Annotated in this window: 20 protein-coding genes and 1 pseudogene; 7 read left to right on the forward strand and 14 right to left on the reverse strand. The window is 37.5% G+C overall.

Features of this window, described 5'->3' with window-relative positions; all coding sequences use genetic code 11:
- Positions 1-126: 126 nt before the first annotated feature.
- The 7 genes from CWATDRAFT_RS14090 to CWATDRAFT_RS14115 form a co-directional block, all read right to left on the reverse strand.
- A complete protein-coding gene (locus tag CWATDRAFT_RS14090) occupies positions 127-1011 on the reverse strand; it encodes an McrC family protein (RefSeq protein ID WP_007305656.1) in 885 nt (294 codons plus the stop codon).
- A 58-nt stretch (positions 1012-1069) separates the two neighbouring features.
- Positions 1070-1315, reverse strand: a complete 246-nt coding sequence (locus CWATDRAFT_RS39820) for a hypothetical protein (RefSeq protein ID WP_007305655.1) — start codon at positions 1313-1315, stop codon at positions 1070-1072.
- A gap of 1 nt (position 1316) precedes the next feature.
- On the reverse strand, positions 1317-2837 hold the full coding sequence (locus CWATDRAFT_RS39825; RefSeq protein ID WP_007305654.1) for an McrB family protein: 1521 nt from the start codon (positions 2835-2837) through the stop codon (positions 1317-1319).
- 15 nt (positions 2838-2852) lie between these two features.
- On the reverse strand, positions 2853-3314 hold the full coding sequence (locus CWATDRAFT_RS14100) for an ASCH domain-containing protein (RefSeq protein ID WP_007305653.1): 462 nt from the start codon (positions 3312-3314) through the stop codon (positions 2853-2855).
- A 10-nt stretch (positions 3315-3324) separates the two neighbouring features.
- Positions 3325-3966 (reverse strand): hypothetical protein, encoded by a 642-nt coding sequence (locus CWATDRAFT_RS14105; RefSeq protein WP_007305652.1) that lies wholly within the window; start codon positions 3964-3966, stop codon positions 3325-3327.
- On the reverse strand, positions 3938-4225 hold the full coding sequence (locus tag CWATDRAFT_RS14110) for a hypothetical protein (protein ID WP_007305651.1): 288 nt from the start codon (positions 4223-4225) through the stop codon (positions 3938-3940). The genes CWATDRAFT_RS14105 and CWATDRAFT_RS14110 overlap by 29 nt, the downstream gene beginning before the upstream one ends.
- A gap of 261 nt (positions 4226-4486) precedes the next feature.
- Complete coding sequence (locus CWATDRAFT_RS14115; RefSeq protein WP_007305650.1) at positions 4487-5443, reverse strand: GNAT family N-acetyltransferase; 957 nt, start codon at positions 5441-5443, stop codon at positions 4487-4489.
- A gap of 21 nt (positions 5444-5464) precedes the next feature.
- Here CWATDRAFT_RS14115 and CWATDRAFT_RS38570 point away from each other — a divergent pair, with 21 nt between their 5' ends.
- A complete protein-coding gene (locus tag CWATDRAFT_RS38570; RefSeq protein WP_007305635.1) occupies positions 5465-5614 on the forward strand; it encodes a hypothetical protein in 150 nt (49 codons plus the stop codon).
- A 19-nt stretch (positions 5615-5633) separates the two neighbouring features.
- Here CWATDRAFT_RS38570 and CWATDRAFT_RS14120 read toward each other — a convergent pair whose 3' ends face one another.
- Complete coding sequence (locus tag CWATDRAFT_RS14120; RefSeq protein WP_007305649.1) at positions 5634-5960, reverse strand: type II toxin-antitoxin system Phd/YefM family antitoxin; 327 nt, start codon at positions 5958-5960, stop codon at positions 5634-5636.
- A 288-nt stretch (positions 5961-6248) separates the two neighbouring features.
- On the opposite strand from CWATDRAFT_RS14120, the gene CWATDRAFT_RS14125 reads away from it, so the two are divergent.
- Both CWATDRAFT_RS14125 and CWATDRAFT_RS14130 read left to right on the forward strand, forming a co-directional pair.
- Positions 6249-7799, forward strand: a complete 1551-nt coding sequence (locus CWATDRAFT_RS14125) for a ferredoxin--nitrite reductase (RefSeq protein ID WP_007305636.1) — start codon at positions 6249-6251, stop codon at positions 7797-7799.
- Between the two features lie 115 nt (positions 7800-7914).
- Positions 7915-9502: pseudogene (locus CWATDRAFT_RS14130) on the forward strand (MFS transporter).
- A gap of 172 nt (positions 9503-9674) precedes the next feature.
- On the opposite strand, the gene CWATDRAFT_RS14135 reads toward CWATDRAFT_RS14130, so the two are convergent.
- From CWATDRAFT_RS14135 to CWATDRAFT_RS14155, 5 genes are all read right to left on the reverse strand, one after another.
- Positions 9675-11036, reverse strand: coding sequence for an alpha-amylase family glycosyl hydrolase (locus CWATDRAFT_RS14135; protein ID WP_007305648.1), 1362 nt, complete (start codon positions 11034-11036; stop codon positions 9675-9677).
- 124 nt (positions 11037-11160) lie between these two features.
- Positions 11161-12684, reverse strand: a complete 1524-nt coding sequence (gene trpE, locus CWATDRAFT_RS14140) for an anthranilate synthase component I (RefSeq protein WP_007305647.1) — start codon at positions 12682-12684, stop codon at positions 11161-11163.
- Positions 12685-12896: 212 nt separating this feature from the next.
- Positions 12897-13325 (reverse strand): photosystem I reaction center subunit II PsaD, encoded by a 429-nt coding sequence (psaD, locus tag CWATDRAFT_RS14145; protein ID WP_007305646.1) that lies wholly within the window; start codon positions 13323-13325, stop codon positions 12897-12899.
- A 107-nt stretch (positions 13326-13432) separates the two neighbouring features.
- On the reverse strand, positions 13433-13870 hold the full coding sequence (locus CWATDRAFT_RS14150; RefSeq protein WP_007305645.1) for a VOC family protein: 438 nt from the start codon (positions 13868-13870) through the stop codon (positions 13433-13435).
- Between the two features lie 2 nt (positions 13871-13872).
- The gene (locus tag CWATDRAFT_RS14155) at positions 13873-14376 is read right to left on the reverse strand and encodes a TIGR02652 family protein (RefSeq protein ID WP_007305644.1); all 504 of its coding nucleotides are present in this window, start codon (positions 14374-14376) and stop codon (positions 13873-13875) included.
- Positions 14377-14604: 228 nt separating this feature from the next.
- Here CWATDRAFT_RS14155 and CWATDRAFT_RS14160 point away from each other — a divergent pair, with 228 nt between their 5' ends.
- The 4 genes from CWATDRAFT_RS14160 to CWATDRAFT_RS14175 all read left to right on the forward strand — a co-directional run bounded on the left by CWATDRAFT_RS14160 (position 14605) and on the right by CWATDRAFT_RS14175 (position 16705).
- Entirely contained in the window at positions 14605-15150 is a 546-nt protein-coding gene (locus CWATDRAFT_RS14160) for a gamma carbonic anhydrase family protein (RefSeq protein ID WP_007305639.1), read from the forward strand.
- Between the two features lie 66 nt (positions 15151-15216).
- Positions 15217-15336, forward strand: a complete 120-nt coding sequence (locus CWATDRAFT_RS14165; RefSeq protein ID WP_007305640.1) for a photosystem II protein Y — start codon at positions 15217-15219, stop codon at positions 15334-15336.
- Between the two features lie 84 nt (positions 15337-15420).
- Complete coding sequence (gene pyrF / locus CWATDRAFT_RS14170) at positions 15421-16119, forward strand: orotidine-5'-phosphate decarboxylase (protein WP_007305641.1); 699 nt, start codon at positions 15421-15423, stop codon at positions 16117-16119.
- Positions 16103-16705: a hypothetical protein gene (locus CWATDRAFT_RS14175; protein WP_021829132.1), complete on the forward strand. Its 603-nt coding sequence runs from the start codon at positions 16103-16105 to the stop codon at positions 16703-16705. The genes pyrF and CWATDRAFT_RS14175 overlap by 17 nt, the downstream gene beginning before the upstream one ends.
- A gap of 209 nt (positions 16706-16914) precedes the next feature.
- On the opposite strand, the gene CWATDRAFT_RS14180 is transcribed toward CWATDRAFT_RS14175, so the two are convergent.
- Positions 16915-17508: transposase (locus CWATDRAFT_RS14180; RefSeq protein ID WP_007305643.1), on the reverse strand; the 594-nt coding region annotated here is incomplete at its 5' end.

Consider the following 17508-nt stretch of genomic DNA (forward strand, 5'->3'; position numbering starts at 1 on the left):
TTCTATTTTTAGGAGTTCGGAGTTCGGAGTTCGGAGTTCGGAGTTAGATGTACCTCATGAGTCCGAGAAAACCTATAGCTAAAATGATTGTTAGTTAATATCATTGTTAGAATTGCCCACCATAACTTATGTTATTTGGACTGAATTTAGTGTAATTAATTGTTGTAAGAATTTGTTTCCTGAGACTTCTATATCTTTATCTAGGGAAAAGTTTAAACTACGAATAGACATATTATTTATTTTAGCATTAATGGGCTTATTATTCGTGGGTTCTATAATAATAGCATGATTACAATTTTGTTGAAAAGTATAGGCAATGATTTGCTCAATATCAGATGTTTTGATTTTTGTTTTATATTTCGTATCCAGTACATATAAATTTTCCTGTGTCTCTTTATTGTAGATAATTAAATCAATTTTGAAACTAAAACTATCGTATTCTACACGATGCTGTGTTTTAATTCCTAAGTGTGGGGGAAGATGTTGTATTAACCATGCTGCGACAAATTTTTCATATAATTGATTCATATCAACTAAAAAAGGTAAGCTGTTGTAGTTTCCTTTGTCATGACTGGGTATTGTATTTTCTAAGAAGAAGCGACACAGGGAATGTAAACCGTGATAATCTTCATTGAGACGGTTACATTTTCGGTTAATACAATCATTTGCTGTAACGGGTGATAGGGTTACATAACCTTGTAATGCGTGATAAACTTTTCTAATTAATATACGAGTATTTGCTTGACAGATTTGTTGACGACTGATGATATATATTGTCCATAGTAAAATCTGATTATCTTCTATGTCTTGGGTAAAGTTATCATACTGACAAGTTAGTGTCGGTTTCCAGGGATGTTTAATCATAGTTTTGATATCTATTTTACCCTTGACATAATTTAACTCTTGTGATTGTTTTATATAGGTTGAATAGAGTTCTTTTTGAATACGGTTTAAGATACGATGAGCAAAAATAGTTGCTAAACGGTTATATAAAGTCGGGTAAACTTTCACAAGTCATTAAACCATCTAAAAATTGAAAACTTTTGATGTTATAAGCATACTCTAACATTTAAAAAATATTCCTAATAGGAACTTTCGGGTTAATCTGAAAATTCCAGTCATTATTAATAGGGATATAACCTACCCATCCTTGAGAAATAATTAGCCACTGATCCCCTTGTTTTGTATATTTTAGATTGATTTGTAATTTACTTTTATATTTTTCTTTTAACTCATCAATAATCTCTTGTGGAATTTGATCACGGGGAATATTACAAGGTTTATATTCAGTTAATTCTATCGTATTAGTACACATATCATCTATTTTTCCAACGAAATTGCTCAATCTTATCGGTTTCGTCAAAAAAGTATTCTTCTAAATAGGGTTCTATTTCCATTGTCCAAATATCCTCGAGCTCATCTAGTAAGCTTTCAGTTAAGAAGAAAGAAACACCAATTTCATAATGAGGATCATTAATAGTTTTATTGAGTTCAATTAAAATGTTGATTAAGGATTCAATATCATAGTTTGGGCTATTTTTTTGATGGTATTTTCTGAGGATGTCATAGTTAGGTTTGATGGGAATAAATGCAAAGCGACGACGCAAAGCATGATCTACTAAAGCAATTGAGCGATCGGCAGTATTCATAGTTCCAATTATATAAACATTTTCGGGTATTTTGAAAGTTTGATCGCTTCCTGCAAGTTGTATTTCTTCTTCTCTATATTCTAGTAAATACATCAATTCTCCGAACACTTGAGAGAGGTTAGCACGGTTAATTTCATCAATGATTAAAATACACATCCCTTCACAGTCTTTTGCTTTTTCACAGAAGTTTAAAAAACGTCCAGGTATCATGGAATATTCTAGGTTTCCATCGGTTGAAGTTTGGGGACGAATACCTTGTATAAAGTCTTCATAACTATAACTAGGATGAAATTGTATCAGTTCATAAAATCCATTGTTTTCACTACTGGTTAAATGATTAGCAATATGTTTCGCTAAGTAGGTTTTTCCTGTTCCTGGTGAACCTTGAAAGATAATATGTTTTTTACGTTTTAGAGTTTTGATGTATTGGTTTAATTCATTTTCTTCTAAGTTAGTATCTTCAATAAGCTGCATCATTGTGTATTGTTTTGTCGGGTTTTTATCCAATAGTAGTGAAGTCTTATCAATTTTTTTAATTCTATATAACCAATCACAAAAGTAGTAAAAAATTTCACTGTCAGATAGAAATGGAATACTAGACAAATTTTTAGAGTATTTCAGAATTGTAATTATTTTTTGACTTAAAAAATTAATAGATGGATAATCCCTAAGAGATAGATTATAGGAACTTTCTGATAAATAATTAATTAATTTTAGAGAAGTTGGAATAACCATAAAAAATTTTTGACGATTTAAAGCATTTAAGATTCGAGTAATTAAACAGAGAGGAATACTTTTAAATAAATCGTAGCTTAGATATCTATTACAAATAATCTGCAAATTTTCAGGGTATATTAACAAATCATGAATAAAATTATATACTTTTTCCGCTAATATATTCCATTGTTCCCTGTCATTAGTAAAAGTTTGATCTATCTTATAAGTTTTACATGATTTTATCCAAGTTTCCTGATCACTTAAACAAAGTAAATCTTTCAAGACTCCATTAATAAAATCTTCTTCGTTTATTAATTCTAATTTTGTTTCAATATTTTGAAAACTATTATGTATTGTTTTATGATTATGATCATAAATATTCTGAGTTTCTAGAAATTCAGGACTATAAAAATAAGAATCAATAAACTCCTCAAATAAATTTTTAATTATATGTTCTTTTTCTTGTTTCATTTTATCTTTTCCTTATTATGTGACTAAAATTTTTTCTTTAACTATAGATTCTAAAATTTCAATCTCTTTGGGTTTTAAGTATCTATAACTTTGGGGAGGAGTAAAATTTTTAATCTTCTGTTTAAGTTTAATAAGTTTAGCAGTATTATCAAACTTATGTACTTTTGTTATAAAAATGGCTACTCCTATAGATGCCCTTTTGTAATAATCATTAAAATCCTTTTCTTTGATATGAGCTTTATTTTTAATTTTATCCCAAAAATTATTTTTTTGTTTAGGAAGATTTTCAAATATTTCAATATTTTTCACTTCAAAAAAACCGGCTATTACTTGTTGAGGTGAAGACACATAAACTAAAACTATGTCCCCAGGTTTTAATCGAGTCCTAGTTTTTCGTAATTCGACTGTTTTTTCACCGTCCAGAATTTTCTGTGCATATTCTGGCTTAATAGAAATAAGAAGGAAATTTTTACACATAATGTTTGAATTATTGACCTTTCATTCCCTGCTTATAAATTATAGCAAACTTTTCATTATTAATATAGGTAGGAGATATAAAAGTTGTTTTATTTTTAAGTATTTCTTGAGCTTCTTTTAAACTAACAGGGTATTCAAATAATTCAGTATCACTAAACTTAATTGCCATGATTTCTGTCTGCTCATCATTCTTAGCAACTTCAAGAATATTAGACAATTCATAAATACCCAAATGACGATATTTACGATGTAGTTCTTTTGGAGTATCAATAATAACTTCATCTAGTCTAGAACAAGCTCTAATGCGACCAACATGACAAAATTTTTTTCTATTACTACCACTACTGACATACCATAAAATTCGACCACTTATACCTAGAGCTAATTGTTTAGGGGATCTTTTAGACTTATAATACACTGCCTCTCGGTTAAGAGCTAGTTTTATTTGACTAAAACCAAATAAAGTTTGTTCAGCTAATTTTTGATCAAACAAATCAGCTGCCCATTTAGGTTCAATTGGTATGATAAAATTCTTAATATCATGATCAATAATTTTTAGAGGAAACAAGTAACGTTCAATCAGTAAAATATTTTCTGCATTTAAGTTATTTTTTCTAAGATTTTCAGAGAACCTTTGAAAAAAGAAAGTCAATTCTGGTATTTTTTTCCAACTTATTCAATTTGTCTGCAATATTTTTCTTTGTATCAATTAAAGATAAATTTAATTTTGATAATTCATTGTTTGTTTCTATAAAATAGTCTTCTTGAATTATATTAATGATTTCATATTGAAGGTATTTATCGGTAATTTTAGTTAATTGTCGTCCCTCTTGTGCTGATAGAGAAATACTTGTAAATAACAAATGTCTTGCTACTGTTTCAGCAAGATAATGTTCACTTATTCTAATCATAGTAATTTCTAGCTGATCTTTTTTACTTCTATTATAGACAATTAAAGCTATTGCTTCGTTATCTTCATCTTTAATTATTAAGCACTCATGAGTATCTTTCTTAAAAATAAAATTTCTAAGATTTTCTAAAAAATATTGCTGTTCTTCTTCTGAGCAACTATTAACTAAATCATGTCTCAGTTTGTTTACTTCTTCTAGATTAATAGGAAGTTGTTTTAATGAGTGAATTCCTGCAAAAAATCTGGAGTGATAATTTTTTTGTTATTCAATATCATCAAAACGTTTTATAAAGTCATTAGGACTTATGAGAATAACTTTAAATTCTTCATAGAATTGGTCAGATAATTTCAAAATATCTACATTGTTAGTCAAAATTATATTAATCCCTGAAGCAAGAGATTGTACGATATGACGAAGATAAGATTCATCTATTAGTAAGTTATTTTCCTGAATAAGTGATTTTATTGATATTAAGAACCTTTGATATTGCTGATCTGTATAATTAATACAACTCAATTGAGAAAAAATATTTCGGATAGATTGTCTTTTTTGATAATCATTTATTTGGTTAATTTTATTTAAAATTTCCTTACTAACCCACATCTCTATGTTAGGCTCAAGCCAATCAGCTAATAAAACTTTAGAATCCTTACTTTTTTCTTCTTGAGGTTTAGATGAATGATTATATAAATAAATTTCTTGAAATATAGAGTAATCTATAATAATAGATAACTTTGATTCAGATTTTTGATCATTTATCAGTGACAATAAATTAGGATAGCCGTAGTCTAACCACCAATATGTAAGGAGTTTTCCTTTTGTTTTTGCTTTTTTATCATAGACAGCACAAAAACCTAGTTTGAGCCACATATTATCGATACCATAATCACGACGACATCGCAATTCTATCCCCCTATATTGAGATGTTATACTTTTTAAATAATTTAAGAGTTGTTTCGCGATTCCTTGTCCTCTATAATTATTTTTAATACATAGATGTATAATACTAATTCGATTATGACTCTTAACATTTCTGTACATTAAATAACCCATAAACTCGCCACTATCAGAAAGAGCAACTAAAATCTGTTTATTTCTTGCTTTTTCCTCAAAAGCCCCCTTATAAAAGAAGCCTAAAGTAGCTTTGTTTGCATCACCAAGCTTATTTACTTCAGGTAAATATGGAGAGGTTTCGTTGATAGCTTTAATTCGTACCATAAGTTAAATATTATTGATATAATGAACAAAAAAAATGAGTTTCATTTCAATAAAGCAAGACGAGTTACAATTGAAGAAAATAAGAAATTTAGACAAGCTATTTATGAACAGTTTGGTATAAAGTTTAGAGAACGAAAAAGAATCAAACAAGATGAAGATGATCAGAAATAAGGAAAACGCTGACCATTAGTCATGTATCTTCATCCTCTACAGTTTTTAATAATTCTGATAAGGCTTCAATTGATTTTTTATCAGTTTGAGGTGACCAAACCACTGCTGATGTAGAGGCTAACTGCTGTAAAAGTTTCTCGCTTTCTTCAACCCGAATAAAGCCTTCTTCTTTAGCTTTTATAGCTAATAATTTATCTTCTAATTCTGTTAACCTTTCAAATTCTTCAGTAGAAAGAACAACAGCAACATTACGTCCTTTTTTGGTGATGTGTACTGGTTCTCTTCTGGCTAAATCTAACATTTCACCAAAACGGTTTTTTGCGTCAGATGCTGCTAACTTTTTCATCAATTTTTTAATTTAGTTACTATCATTAAGTCTAGAATAGCTATTTTAGCTAAAATAGTCAATTAACAATTCAATCTATCTCTGATTTTACCCTCAAGCCCATTCCTGTAGGGGTGAACGGCCGTTCACCCCTACCCGTAGGTAATCAAACGTAACAGATATGCAAGAAAAACATAATAAAAATGCAAAAAACGAATGTAATTTAACATTTTGTTACATTAGCTACATAAATTCTCCTATTGTGAAGTTTAAATTAAATACAACTCAAGCAAGAGGAGGGTTTTAATAGTGGTGCAGAGTACCCAACCTAAAAAGAAAGTAAAATTAAATAAATTTGAAAAACTAAAAGCCGAAAAAGATGGACTAGATATCAAAGATCAGTTAGAACATTTTGCCGAGATCGGTTGGCAGGCCATGGACAAAAGCGATCTCGAACTTCGCCTTAAATGGGTGGGCATTTTTTACCGTCCCCTCACCCCTGGTAAGTTCATGTTACGTCTGCGGATGCCTAATGGTATCCTCACCAGCGAACAAATGCGGGTTCTTGGTCATATCGTACAACGCTATGGGGAAGATGGAAACGCTGATATTACCACCAGACAAAACCTACAACTAAGGGGTATTCGTCTCGAAGATATTCCCGACATCTTTAACCGTCTCCAAGAGGTTAACCTAACCTCTATGCAGTCGGGAATGGATAACGTCCGTAATATTACGGGTTCACCCATGGCCGGGTTAGATGCGGATGAACTGATCGACACCCGTGAGTTAGTCCAGAAAGTACAGGACATGATTACTAATCACGGTGCAGGTAATTATGACTTTACTAACCTACCCCGAAAGTTCAATATTGCGCTCGAAGGGGGACGAGATAACTCGGTTCACGCTGAAATTAACGATATTGCCTTTGTTCCTGCTTACAAGAACGGTGAATTAGGGTTTAATGTCGTGGTTGGTGGCTTTTTCTCCGCCAGTCGTTGTGATGCTGCCATTCCCCTTAATGCGTGGGTTCCCCCAACAGAAGCAGCAGTTATCGACCTATGCCGTGCCATTTTAACAATATTTCGGAACAATGGCTTAAGAGGCAACCGTCAAAAAGCCCGTCTTATGTGGTTGATTGATGAATGGGGCTTAAATAAGTTCCGTGCCGAGGTGGAACAAGAATTAGGCTATCAACTGGAGACAGAAGCAGAAAAAGACGCTATTGACTGGGAAAAACGGGATCATCTCGGTGTCTTCCCCCAAAAACAAGCAGGTTTAAACTATGTGGGGATGCACGTCCCTGTGGGTCGTTTGTATGCTGAGGATATGTTAGACTTTGCTAGACTGGCAGAAGTCTATGGAAATGGTGAACTTCGCCTCACTGTTGAGCAAAATGTCCTTATTTCTCATATTCCCCAGGAAAACCTAGAGACATTTTTAGAGGAACCCATCCTCGAAAAATTCAGTATTAGCCCAAAACCCTTACAAAGAGCCTTAGTTTCTTGCACTGGAGCGCAATTTTGTAGCTTTGCTTTAGTTGAAACCAAAAATCGTGCCGTTGCTTTGGCTAAGGAACTAGATGAAGCCTTAGAAATTCCCAAAACCGTTCGTATTCATTGGACAGGGTGTCCCAACTCCTGCGGCCAACCCCAAGTTGCAGACATTGGTTTAATGGGGACGAAAGTTCGCAAAGACGGCCAAACTGTCGAAGGGGTTAACTTGTATATGGGGGGAAAAGTCGGAAAAGATGCTCATTTAGGCACTTGTGTGCAAAAAAGGATCGCTTGCGACGATTTAATCCCTGTTTTGACCGATATCTTAATCGAAAATTTCGGGGCAAAACGAAAACTCCCGTAGGGGCTAACGGCCGTTAGCCCCTACAGAAACCAACTGTTCCCTGTTCAGAAGTTCCCTATTCCCTAACACTTGACTTGAAATCTTATCTAACCTTAATAGAGAGGAAAAATTAAAAATGCTCGGAGAAATGTGGTCACTGCGTGGGCGATATAAGATCCTCCACATGACATGGTTTGCCTTCTTTTTATCCTTTGTGGTCTGGTTTAACCTAGCACCCTTAGCAACTCAAGTAAAAGCTGATTTTGGACTAGAAGTCAGTCAAATCAGAACTTTAGCTATCTGTAACGTCGCTTTAACGGTTCCTGCGCGCATTATCATCGGAATGTTATTGGATCGCTACGGACCGAGAATCACCTATACATTATTGTTGATGTATGCCGCTATTCCCTGTTTAATCTTTGCCACGGCACAAAGTTTCACCCAGTTAGTGATCGGAAGATTAATGTTGGGTATCGTTGGTGCAGGGTTTGTTATTGGTATCCGCATGGTTGCAGAATGGTTCCCCCCCAAAGAAATAGGACTAGCTGAAGGTATTTATGGCGGTTGGGGTAACTTTGGATCTGCTGCTGCTGCCTTTACCCTGCCCACCATCGGCGGTTGGTTCGCCTTTGGCGCACTTTCCCCCGCAGGTGATCCCCTTCAACTGGAGGCTTTGCATCGCTGGAACGGGCATTATCGCAGCGCTGTATGGGATTTTATACTACAATAACGTCCAAGATTATCCCCCTGGAAAAACCTACCGTAAACCCAAAAGTGCTAGAGGGATCGAAGTTACGACAAAGCGTGATTTTTGGTTCTTAATGGTGATGAATGCGCCTTTATCCGGTATTCTCATGGTGTTAGCTTGGCGGTTGACAAAAGTGGGTTTCTATGGTGTCAATACCATGTACATTGTTTGGGCTTGTTTAATAGGTTTATATCTGTTCCAAGCTTATAACTGTTGGGTGGTAAATAAAGATTTAATGACCGGTAAGAAACAATATCCAGCTAAAGATCGTTATCGTTTCTCTCAGGTAGCTATTCTGGAATTAACCTATATTGTTAACTTTGGGTCAGAGTTAGCAGTGGTTTCTATGCTACCGACGTTTTTTGAAGGGACGTTTACCTTAACCCCGGCACAAGCAGGGATGATCGCTTCTAGTTATGCCTTTATGAACTTGATGTCTCGTCCGGGTGGTGGTTTGATCTCCGATAAGTTGGGCAGTCGTAAGAATACTATGGCTGTGTTAACTCTCTGTATGGGTATTGGTTATCTGATGATGGGGACTGTTAGTAGTAGTTGGTGGCTACCCGGTGCCATTATTTTAACTATGGCTTGTTCATTTTTTGTGCAAGCTGGAGAAGGGTCAACTTTTGCTATTGTACCCCTGGTAAAACGTCGTATTACTGGTCAAGTTGCTGGTAATGTGGGGGCTTACGGAAATGTGGGTGCAGTGGCTTATTTAACCATTTTTAGTTTGTTACCGGAATGGTTGGGAGGAGGCAAAGATCCTAGTGCTGCTATTATTGCTCAAGCGAATACTGCATTTTTCCAGATAATGGGTATTATGGCGGTTATTGTTGCTTTCTTATGTTGGTTTATTCTCAAAGAACCGGAAGGATCTTTTGCTGAACACCATGAAGGGGAAGAGGAGGATCTTGGTTTATCTCCTGTTGCTGTGATGGAAAGTAATACTTCTCTTGATTCTGTTTCTAGGGGGTGAACATATTTGTAGGGTGCGCTAAGCGCGAACTATTGTTTATTGGGATAAGCCACAATTTAGTTTATGCCGTAACGCACCGAACAACTAAACTCTGGTGTATTACGCTACGCTAATACACCCTACAATCTACAATACTGTAGGGGTCAACGGCCGTTGACCCCTAGTAATTTATTTAAACCCCGTCGTTAACGGCGAGGTCTGATTGACATAACCACATTTGAGCGGTTCTCGGGTTAATAGATAGAGTAAACCAATCCCCACTAATTGTCATTTCGTTATTATTAATTAAATCCTTATAGACACTGGATTTTTTTAAGCAATGAGTGCTAAATTCAACGGAAGTATGCTCACCCCCTTTATTAATGGCAACAAGACCACAATCTCCCCTTCCAAACACTAACACTAAGTCACTTTCATATAACATAGTCATCTCTTTTCCCTGAACCTCATTATGAAAGCGAATCATGCGTTTAATATCCTCTCGTTTAAAGGCATCATACCAGCGATCGTGATCTTGATGATACCTATGAACCGACTCGTTATGGTCTGAGTAAATTAAAGGCAGTCCGCCATCTTTCCCTAAAATATAGGCATAAGCTAAATGTTCATCCCTTGGCTCGAGCAGAAACTCACGAAAATCGTCGTTATGGGGGAGATCATGATTAACCACAAAGGTTACAGCCCGATCCCAAGGTAAACCATTATTCTCATTTTCAGGACGGGCCAGTTTTCTCAGGGAACCCCCCATCTCGAATGCTTTTCGGATAGTTTGAAATAAACGGAAATCATAGGCAGATATCCAAGTTTCCTGAAGAAAGGGGTCTAAAAAGATCCGTTCTTCTTCATCATTAGTAGTCAAAACTTCCCCAAACAAATAGCTTCCTGCTAAAGCTTCACTATCAGCAAAATTATCAATCATTCTCGTCGTAATATGCTTAATGGCATCAATACGGAAGCCATCAAAACCCATGTCAACTAAAGCTGCTAACATAGTTCTTTGCTGTAATAAAACCCAAGGAGAGTCCATTAAATCTGGTAGATCGCTTAAATCTCCATAAATAACTCGTTCTCGATCCCACCATTCATGTTCTTGAATATTTCCTGTACGATTAAAATCAAAACCAGAAAATAAGCCCTCATTTAAGTCCCCATATAACTTATTGGCTTCAAATAAATCTCGATTATGGCGATAGTTTGCTAGTTCAGCTTCTCCTGGAAAATCTAATCGATCGCCTCGATCTTCATTAGCCATGTGGTTAATAACAATATCTGCATAAAGCTTTATTTGAGGCTCACTGCTATGACATTGTTTAATCAATTCTTCTAACTCTTTTTTTCCCCCTAAATGGGAGAGAAGCACTCGATAATCTTTGGGTTGATAACATTGCCACCAATGGTCACTGTGGACATCTGAATAAAGGGGTGGAGGAATTAAAATGGCACCGTAACCTGCCTCTTTTATTTCTCCCAATCGATCGATAATCTCTTGATACTTCCAATTAAAAGCATGAAGCACAACATCAGGTCTGACCATTGGTTTGTTCCCCTGAATACTAAATTTTAACATTATCTTAAGGTTATCATTAAGAGGGTACTTACCCTGTTCTCTCCCTTAACAAAACTTCACTATTTACTCATAATTAAACAGCGATAGGAAGCTAACTTAAAGAACGAATGGCCTCTAATAACCCCCTGGCCTTATTTATGGTTTCCTCATATTCTTTTTCGGGATCAGAATCAGCTACTAAACCTGCTCCTGCTTGAACACAGACCAAATGTTGACCGTTTTCGAGGGGACGCACCACCATTGTCCGAATGGCGATCGCAGTGTTTAACTGTCCTTCAAAATCATAGTAACCGTAAACCCCAGAATAGGGGCCTCGGCGTTCGGGTTCCAACTCATTGATAATTTCCATGGCCCGAATTTTAGGCGCACCGCTAACGGTTCCGGCAGGAAAACAAGCTTTAAATAAATCCCACGGGGTTTTATTGGGGGCTAATTTTCCGATCACATTACTGACAATGTGCATCACATGGGAATAGCGTTCAATGACCATTAACTCATTAACTGTCACACTCCCTTGACAACAGGCACGGCCCAGATCGTTGCGGCCTAAGTCCACTAACATAACGTGTTCAGCTATTTCCTTGGGATCTTGTAATAAGTCTTCTGCTAAAGCCTGATCTTCCCTAGCAGTTTTGCCCCTTTTTCTTGTTCCTGCGATGGGTCGTAAAATGGCGGTTAAAGAATCGTCTTCGGTTTGCTCTGCTTTAACCATTACCTCGGGGCTGGAGCCAATAATCTGCCAATCTCCAAAGTTATAATAAGCCATGTAAGGGGAAGGATTGATCAACCGTAGGGAACGATAAAGATTAAAAGGATCATCGTCATAATGAGCTTGTAGCCGTTGAGATAGCACTACTTGAAATATATCCCCTGCACGGATATATTCTTTGGCCTGACCCACGTTTTTGTGAAACTGAGAGGGTTCTGTGTTGCTGGTGTAGCTTAAGGGTTGTGTCTCTTCTGAATTAAGATTTAGTTCTAGAGTTTTGCCTTGAATTGGTAAGGGCAGTTGTAGCTTTAAGACTAACTTGGTGATGCGATCGCAAGCTTTTTGATAAGCTTCTTCCAAAGAGATCGTCTCATCTCGTAGATCAGCATAGGCGATGGCCCAAATTTTTCGTTTAATCTGATCAAAAATAAGCAGATGATCTACTTGCATCCAGATCCCGTCTGGAAGATCATCGTCAGTAATAGGATAAATAGGAACTATTGGCTCGATCCAATTAATCAACTCATAGCCCCAAAACCCGAATAAACCGCCAATACCAGAGGGTAGTTCCGGTAGAGTAACTGGTTTAATGGATGCTAAACATTCCATCAAAATATCAAAGGGGTTTCCTGTAAAAGTTTTGACCTCACCCTCTCGATAGGTTTGGGTGGTGATATTTCCTCGAGTAGATAACACCCACATGGGATCGCAACCCAAGAAACTGTAACGGCCTAAGTTTTCTCCTCCTTCTACCGATTCTAAGAGGAAACTGTAGGGGCGATCGCCACAAACTTTGTACCAAGAGGAAACTGGGGTTTCTAGGTCCGCCACCCATTCTTGATAAACTGGAACAAAATTACCCTGTTGTGCTAATACGGAAAACTGCTCAAAGTCAGGAAAAATCATAAGTCTAGCTAAAAATGAGCGGTGGCCAGTAACCAGTTATCTGGTTGTTAATGACTACTTCATTAATTTTACCGATAACTCTATTATATTTTAACTTACTTTTTTTTCAATAATTGGGGCATCAAACCCCAATTATTGACCCGCCTTTCATCCCGACACTGACCTACGGTACAGTGCGGGGCTACGGGCGCGGTTAGCTAATTTATCGACAATTAAACATCGTAAGGAGCGTTACCAGAGAATTTAAGGGTAACAGGTTCAGGGTTATCCCCAATTTTTCTGTCGATTTTACCGTTGTATTCACGGCCTTCGTTAACTTTTTCGGGGAAGACACCATCAGCGGGGTGAAGGTATTGAATTTCACCACTGGGATAAACGCGATAGATTTTATAATCTTGAATTCTGGGTTTGAACTTTGTCCGTAACTGGGTTCCCAAAGCCAAACATTGTTCTTTTCGAGCCAAATAGAGGAGATTTTCTCCTTCATTCATGATAGCCGCACCACCTGTAGGCATTTCAAAGACTTGCTCTTTTTTGCTAGTCCAGGTGATGGCATATTTTTCTTCTCGTTCAGCTTTCGAGAGTAAACCGCCGGTGCTACCACCGAATTTAGGAAGGCTTCCTTTAAGTTCTTCTGCCATGATATTTTTATGTCCCTCAGAAAAAAGGTATTTTAGGAAATAGTATCATTTCGTCATACTCTGTTACCTACATTAGTAAAGAACTGTAACAATTTGAATAACAACTACTACTGTTTCAAAATTCTCAGAAACTCTAAAGGCAAACCATCGCAATCAGCAATAAAAGCCACTTCATAGACGGTGTGGCCGATCATTTGTTGTTGGGGTTCTAGTAAAATCGTCAGGGGGGAGAATTGGCTCGGATCTTTTTGAGAGAGTTCACTTAACTTAGTTTTTAAAGCAGTCAACCAAAGAGCAAGATCCGAGATGCGATCGCTTAAATCAAAGGATAAGTGATAATAGCCTACGTAATGCTCGTCCCCAAAAGCATCGGGTGCTGGTTTGGGTTCAGGAATTTGGATCAACTCGATTCTGCCCCCTAAACCTTCCATCCAACAAGCCAGGGTGTAACCCGTAGTAAACCGTTCTTTAACTGTAAAACCTAACAGTTCATAAAAAGCGATGGCTTGATGAATATTAGCCGTGCGAATGGAAGCGTGGTGCATGATTATTCAAACAGTCGAAAATAAGGATAACGTTTAGGAACCCCAGGCTCTTTTTCTAGATCGAAGTTAATAACGTCCCATTGGGGTTCTCTGGGAATATCGGGGCTAAATTCTACCGGTAAACCATACAACCGAGGCACCGATTGAGAGCTTCCTCGCCAGGAGGTGTTACGCTCCAAGTAGGTACTAACTAACTCTTTATAGCGATTGGCAATAATCACTTTAGTAGCCCGATACCCTTGGGTGTAAAGTCGATCTAGGGCTTCGTGAATCTCAAAGCGAATACCGTCGGGATGGGTGTGTTGTCGATACCATTCCCCTTCCCACCGTCGCCAATGCCTACCTGACTGTAAATGAACTAGCTCATTATTTTTCGGGTTAGCTTCAAAGGCACCATGACGAGGACATAAGTAAGTATCTGTCAAGGTCAAAGCAGGAATAACTTGACGACAATGGGGACATTGGATTTCTGGCCCATAAATGGGGTATTGTAAACTTAGAGTCATCTGTTTTTAGTTGTTTATAACTGCACTGGATGGTCTGAATAGCTGTGCTGAATAGGTTGTGTGTGTTTCAAGCAGCAGGACAGACCGGAGTTTTTACTTAGCAAGAAAAGAAAAGAAATTCTTAACTTCTGCTGGTGATCTCCTAATAACCGTTGCTAGTAGCTATTATATCGACTAATTCCAAGTCGCCTCGATCCTACCGCGAGATTTTAGATTTAGCTTAGATTTATGCCAGACTCCTTATGTTCATTTCCGTCTTATTGGCCACCGCCGGATCTCTCGCAAGCTGCTTTTGTTGCCCCGAATGCGGTGGTTGTGGGGGATGTAGAAATTGCTGAAGGGGTTAGTATTTGGTATTCTGCTGTGGTGCGCGCTGATGTGGAAAAAATTAAGATTGGAGCCTACAGCAACATTCAAGACGGAGCCATTCTCCACGGTGATCCCGGGGAAGTAACTTGTTTAGAAGAATACGTCACCATTGGACACAGAGCAGTAATTCATGGGGCCCATATCGAAAGAGCCTGTTTAATCGGTATTGGGGCGGTTATTTTGAACGGTATTAGGGTGGGAACGGGCAGCCTGATCGGTGCCGGTGCTGTGGTCAATAAAAATGTACCACCGAGATCCCTGGTGGTAGGGGTTCCAGCGAGACGGGCCCGGGATTTATCCGAGACTGAAGCAGACAAAATGATCGAACACGCTAAGCGTTATCAACAACTTGCTTTAGTCCATGCCAACAAAGGAAATAATTTGGGATTCACAAATGAATCGTGATAAGTTATAAATAAAGAGATAATTTTTTCATTAAATTACCATAAAAAGTAACAGAGGAAACAAAAAATGGATTGGCGTATTTTAGTCGTAGTAGGACCTATTCTCATCGCGGCCGGTTGGGCCGGTTTTAATATCGCAGCAGCCGCTATTGGACAAATTCAAGGATTCTTTAACAAAGAAGCTTAAATTTTCATGTTTATTGGAGAGAGGGTCAATACTTTTAGTCTTTGTTAGACTTACAATTGATTACCTCTCTTTTTTTAATGATTTATGTCTGTTGCTGATCAGATCATTGTTCCTTTAGATGTTCCTACAGAAGAAGCAGCGATCGCCTTATTGGATCGTTTACCTCAAGTTAGCTTTTGGAAAGTGGGGTTAGAATTATTCGTGGCCACGGGGCCGACTATTCTTAAACACCTCAAAGAGCGGAAAAAAAAGATTTTTCTTGACTTGAAATTTCATGATATTCCTAACACGGTAATGGGAGCTTGCCGTAGTGCCTCTAGATACGAGGTAGACTTATTAACCCTTCATGCTACTGCTGGCAAAAATGCCCTCAAAGCAGCGAGAGAAGCTATTGCCCACAGTGCCTCACCCCCTCAATTATTAGCCATAACCTTGCTCACTAGCCTCAATGCACGGGACCTGGCCTTTGATCTGAAAATTCCTTTAGAACTGCCAGAATACGCCCTACAGATGGCTTTATTAGCCAAAGATTGCGGCATAAATGGGGCTGTGTGTTCTCCTCAGGAAGTAGCTCAACTGAGAGCAGTTTGTGGGAAAGATTTTGTCTTAGTTTGTCCTGGGGTTCGTCCTAGTTGGGGACAAACAGGGGATCAGCAAAGGGTAATGACACCTAAACAGGCCCTGGATGCAGGGGCAAATTATTTAGTCATTGGTAGACCTATTACAATGTCAGATGATCCTGTTATGGCTTGGAACCGTATTGTTGATGAAGTTAGTAGCTAAAAATCAAATACCCACAGAGAGAAGAACAAGATTATCTAATAGTTTGTGGCTCTTAGTTCTCAGACTCCTCACTATGGCCTGTTTTCTATGGCCTGCTATGGCTCAAAGCCAAACTATACCGAAAAGTGACACTGCTTGTTCTTTGGATATAGAAACTTTGATGACTCGGATGTTAAAAGATTTACCCAGTTACGGCAACCGAGTGACACAACGGGCGAGAAGAGGCGATCGCAGTGTTGAAGTTTATAACTATATCTTGGTAGCAGGAAACCCTGACTTTGAGCCTTTGCCTCTGAGTAATTTACAATATGAACCTCAATTACCCGATGAAACCAAACAGGTATTTTTTACTACCTTAGAACGACAATACACCGAAACAGAAGCGATTTTATTGCAAAATTATTATTGGTTATTTTTAACCCCCAGTTCCGACGGTTGGCGAGTTGTTTTATTGTTTTCTCAATTGGCGGATTTAGAACAAGCTGATCTACCTTTACCCCCTCAAGATGCCATCAATGGTGCGATCGGTCAAGGGATTAAACTGTGGTTAAAAGATTGTCGGGCAGGGGTTTTAAGAAGAGAATGAATAGGTGAACTACCCCAACTAAGCTACCCTATAGTTGGGGCTTCCAAGCCGAAACCGAGAAGTCCAACTACAGCACTCAGGGCGGTCTTATTCGCCATGCGAGGCTTCCCACTTCACAGGGATGCGCTTTCTATTGCGAACAATAGCGAGTCTTACCTTCCCTCCATAGGCTGCAGTCCTAGTGCAGCTTAGCAAAAATAATCCACCAGTCACTTATGATCTTTAAAGCCCTTAAATTTCCAAACGAACGGCTTAGCAAAATGTTGATTAAAGTAATCAATAAAATTGAGAATTTTTTGGGATAGTTCTTCAGTTGAACGGACAGTAATTCTTTTGAGTAAACGCCGGACTAAGATCGAAAACCAACACTCAATTTGATTAAGCCACGATGTATGTTTGGGAATATAAACAAAGCGAATTCGATGAGATTCATCTGATAAAAAATCTGCTCTGCTGTCCATAGATTGCAAAATCCCCTCCTTTCCCTTTCTCCCCAAATCAATAGTAATTCCACAGCTTTCTGCTACTAATTTGACTAAGCTTTCCGATTTATGAGTGTTGAGTTTATCTACAATAAAAATCCATTCTGCTTTTTCATCAATCTTAATCGTTCTCTGGATATGTTCAGAAAAATCTTGTTCTGTTCTTGTCGGTCCAATAGAGGGACTAACAACTTTTCCTCTTGCCACATCCCAGTTCGCAATCAAGCTTAAAGTTCCGTGTCTTTCATATTCAAATTCGATTTTTTCTACTTGCTTAGGCTTGATTCTTTTGTTCGGAAATAATCTCTCAAGAGCTTGAAT

Source organism: Crocosphaera watsonii WH 8501 (genome assembly GCF_000167195.1).
GTDB classification, from domain to species: domain Bacteria; phylum Cyanobacteriota; class Cyanobacteriia; order Cyanobacteriales; family Microcystaceae; genus Crocosphaera; species Crocosphaera watsonii.

What these genes read in the sequence shown, in the direction of transcription:
- CWATDRAFT_RS39820 (WP_007305655.1), bottom strand. Translation starts at nt 1,315, where the DNA reads ATGTGTACTAATACGATAGAATTAACTGAATATAAACCTTGTAATATT.
- CWATDRAFT_RS39825 (WP_007305654.1), bottom strand. Translation starts at nt 2,837, where the DNA reads ATGAAACAAGAAAAAGAACATATAATTAAAAATTTATTTGAGGAGTTT.
- CWATDRAFT_RS14100 (WP_007305653.1), bottom strand. Translation starts at nt 3,314, where the DNA reads ATGTGTAAAAATTTCCTTCTTATTTCTATTAAGCCAGAATATGCACAG.
- CWATDRAFT_RS14110 (WP_007305651.1), bottom strand. Translation starts at nt 4,225, where the DNA reads ATGATTAGAATAAGTGAACATTATCTTGCTGAAACAGTAGCAAGACAT.
- CWATDRAFT_RS14115 (WP_007305650.1), bottom strand. Translation starts at nt 5,443, where the DNA reads ATGGTACGAATTAAAGCTATCAACGAAACCTCTCCATATTTACCTGAA.
- CWATDRAFT_RS38570 (WP_007305635.1), top strand. Translation starts at nt 5,465, where the DNA reads ATGAACAAAAAAAATGAGTTTCATTTCAATAAAGCAAGACGAGTTACA.
- CWATDRAFT_RS14120 (WP_007305649.1), bottom strand. Translation starts at nt 5,960, where the DNA reads ATGAAAAAGTTAGCAGCATCTGACGCAAAAAACCGTTTTGGTGAAATG.
- CWATDRAFT_RS14135 (WP_007305648.1), bottom strand. Translation starts at nt 11,036, where the DNA reads ATGGTCAGACCTGATGTTGTGCTTCATGCTTTTAATTGGAAGTATCAA.
- trpE (WP_007305647.1), bottom strand. Translation starts at nt 12,684, where the DNA reads ATGATTTTTCCTGACTTTGAGCAGTTTTCCGTATTAGCACAACAGGGT.
- psaD (WP_007305646.1), bottom strand. Translation starts at nt 13,325, where the DNA reads ATGGCAGAAGAACTTAAAGGAAGCCTTCCTAAATTCGGTGGTAGCACC.
- CWATDRAFT_RS14150 (WP_007305645.1), bottom strand. Translation starts at nt 13,870, where the DNA reads ATGCACCACGCTTCCATTCGCACGGCTAATATTCATCAAGCCATCGCT.
- CWATDRAFT_RS14155 (WP_007305644.1), bottom strand. Translation starts at nt 14,376, where the DNA reads ATGACTCTAAGTTTACAATACCCCATTTATGGGCCAGAAATCCAATGT.
- CWATDRAFT_RS14160 (WP_007305639.1), top strand. Translation starts at nt 14,605, where the DNA reads ATGCCAGACTCCTTATGTTCATTTCCGTCTTATTGGCCACCGCCGGAT.
- CWATDRAFT_RS14165 (WP_007305640.1), top strand. Translation starts at nt 15,217, where the DNA reads ATGGATTGGCGTATTTTAGTCGTAGTAGGACCTATTCTCATCGCGGCC.
- pyrF (WP_007305641.1), top strand. Translation starts at nt 15,421, where the DNA reads ATGTCTGTTGCTGATCAGATCATTGTTCCTTTAGATGTTCCTACAGAA.
- CWATDRAFT_RS14175 (WP_021829132.1), top strand. Translation starts at nt 16,103, where the DNA reads ATGAAGTTAGTAGCTAAAAATCAAATACCCACAGAGAGAAGAACAAGA.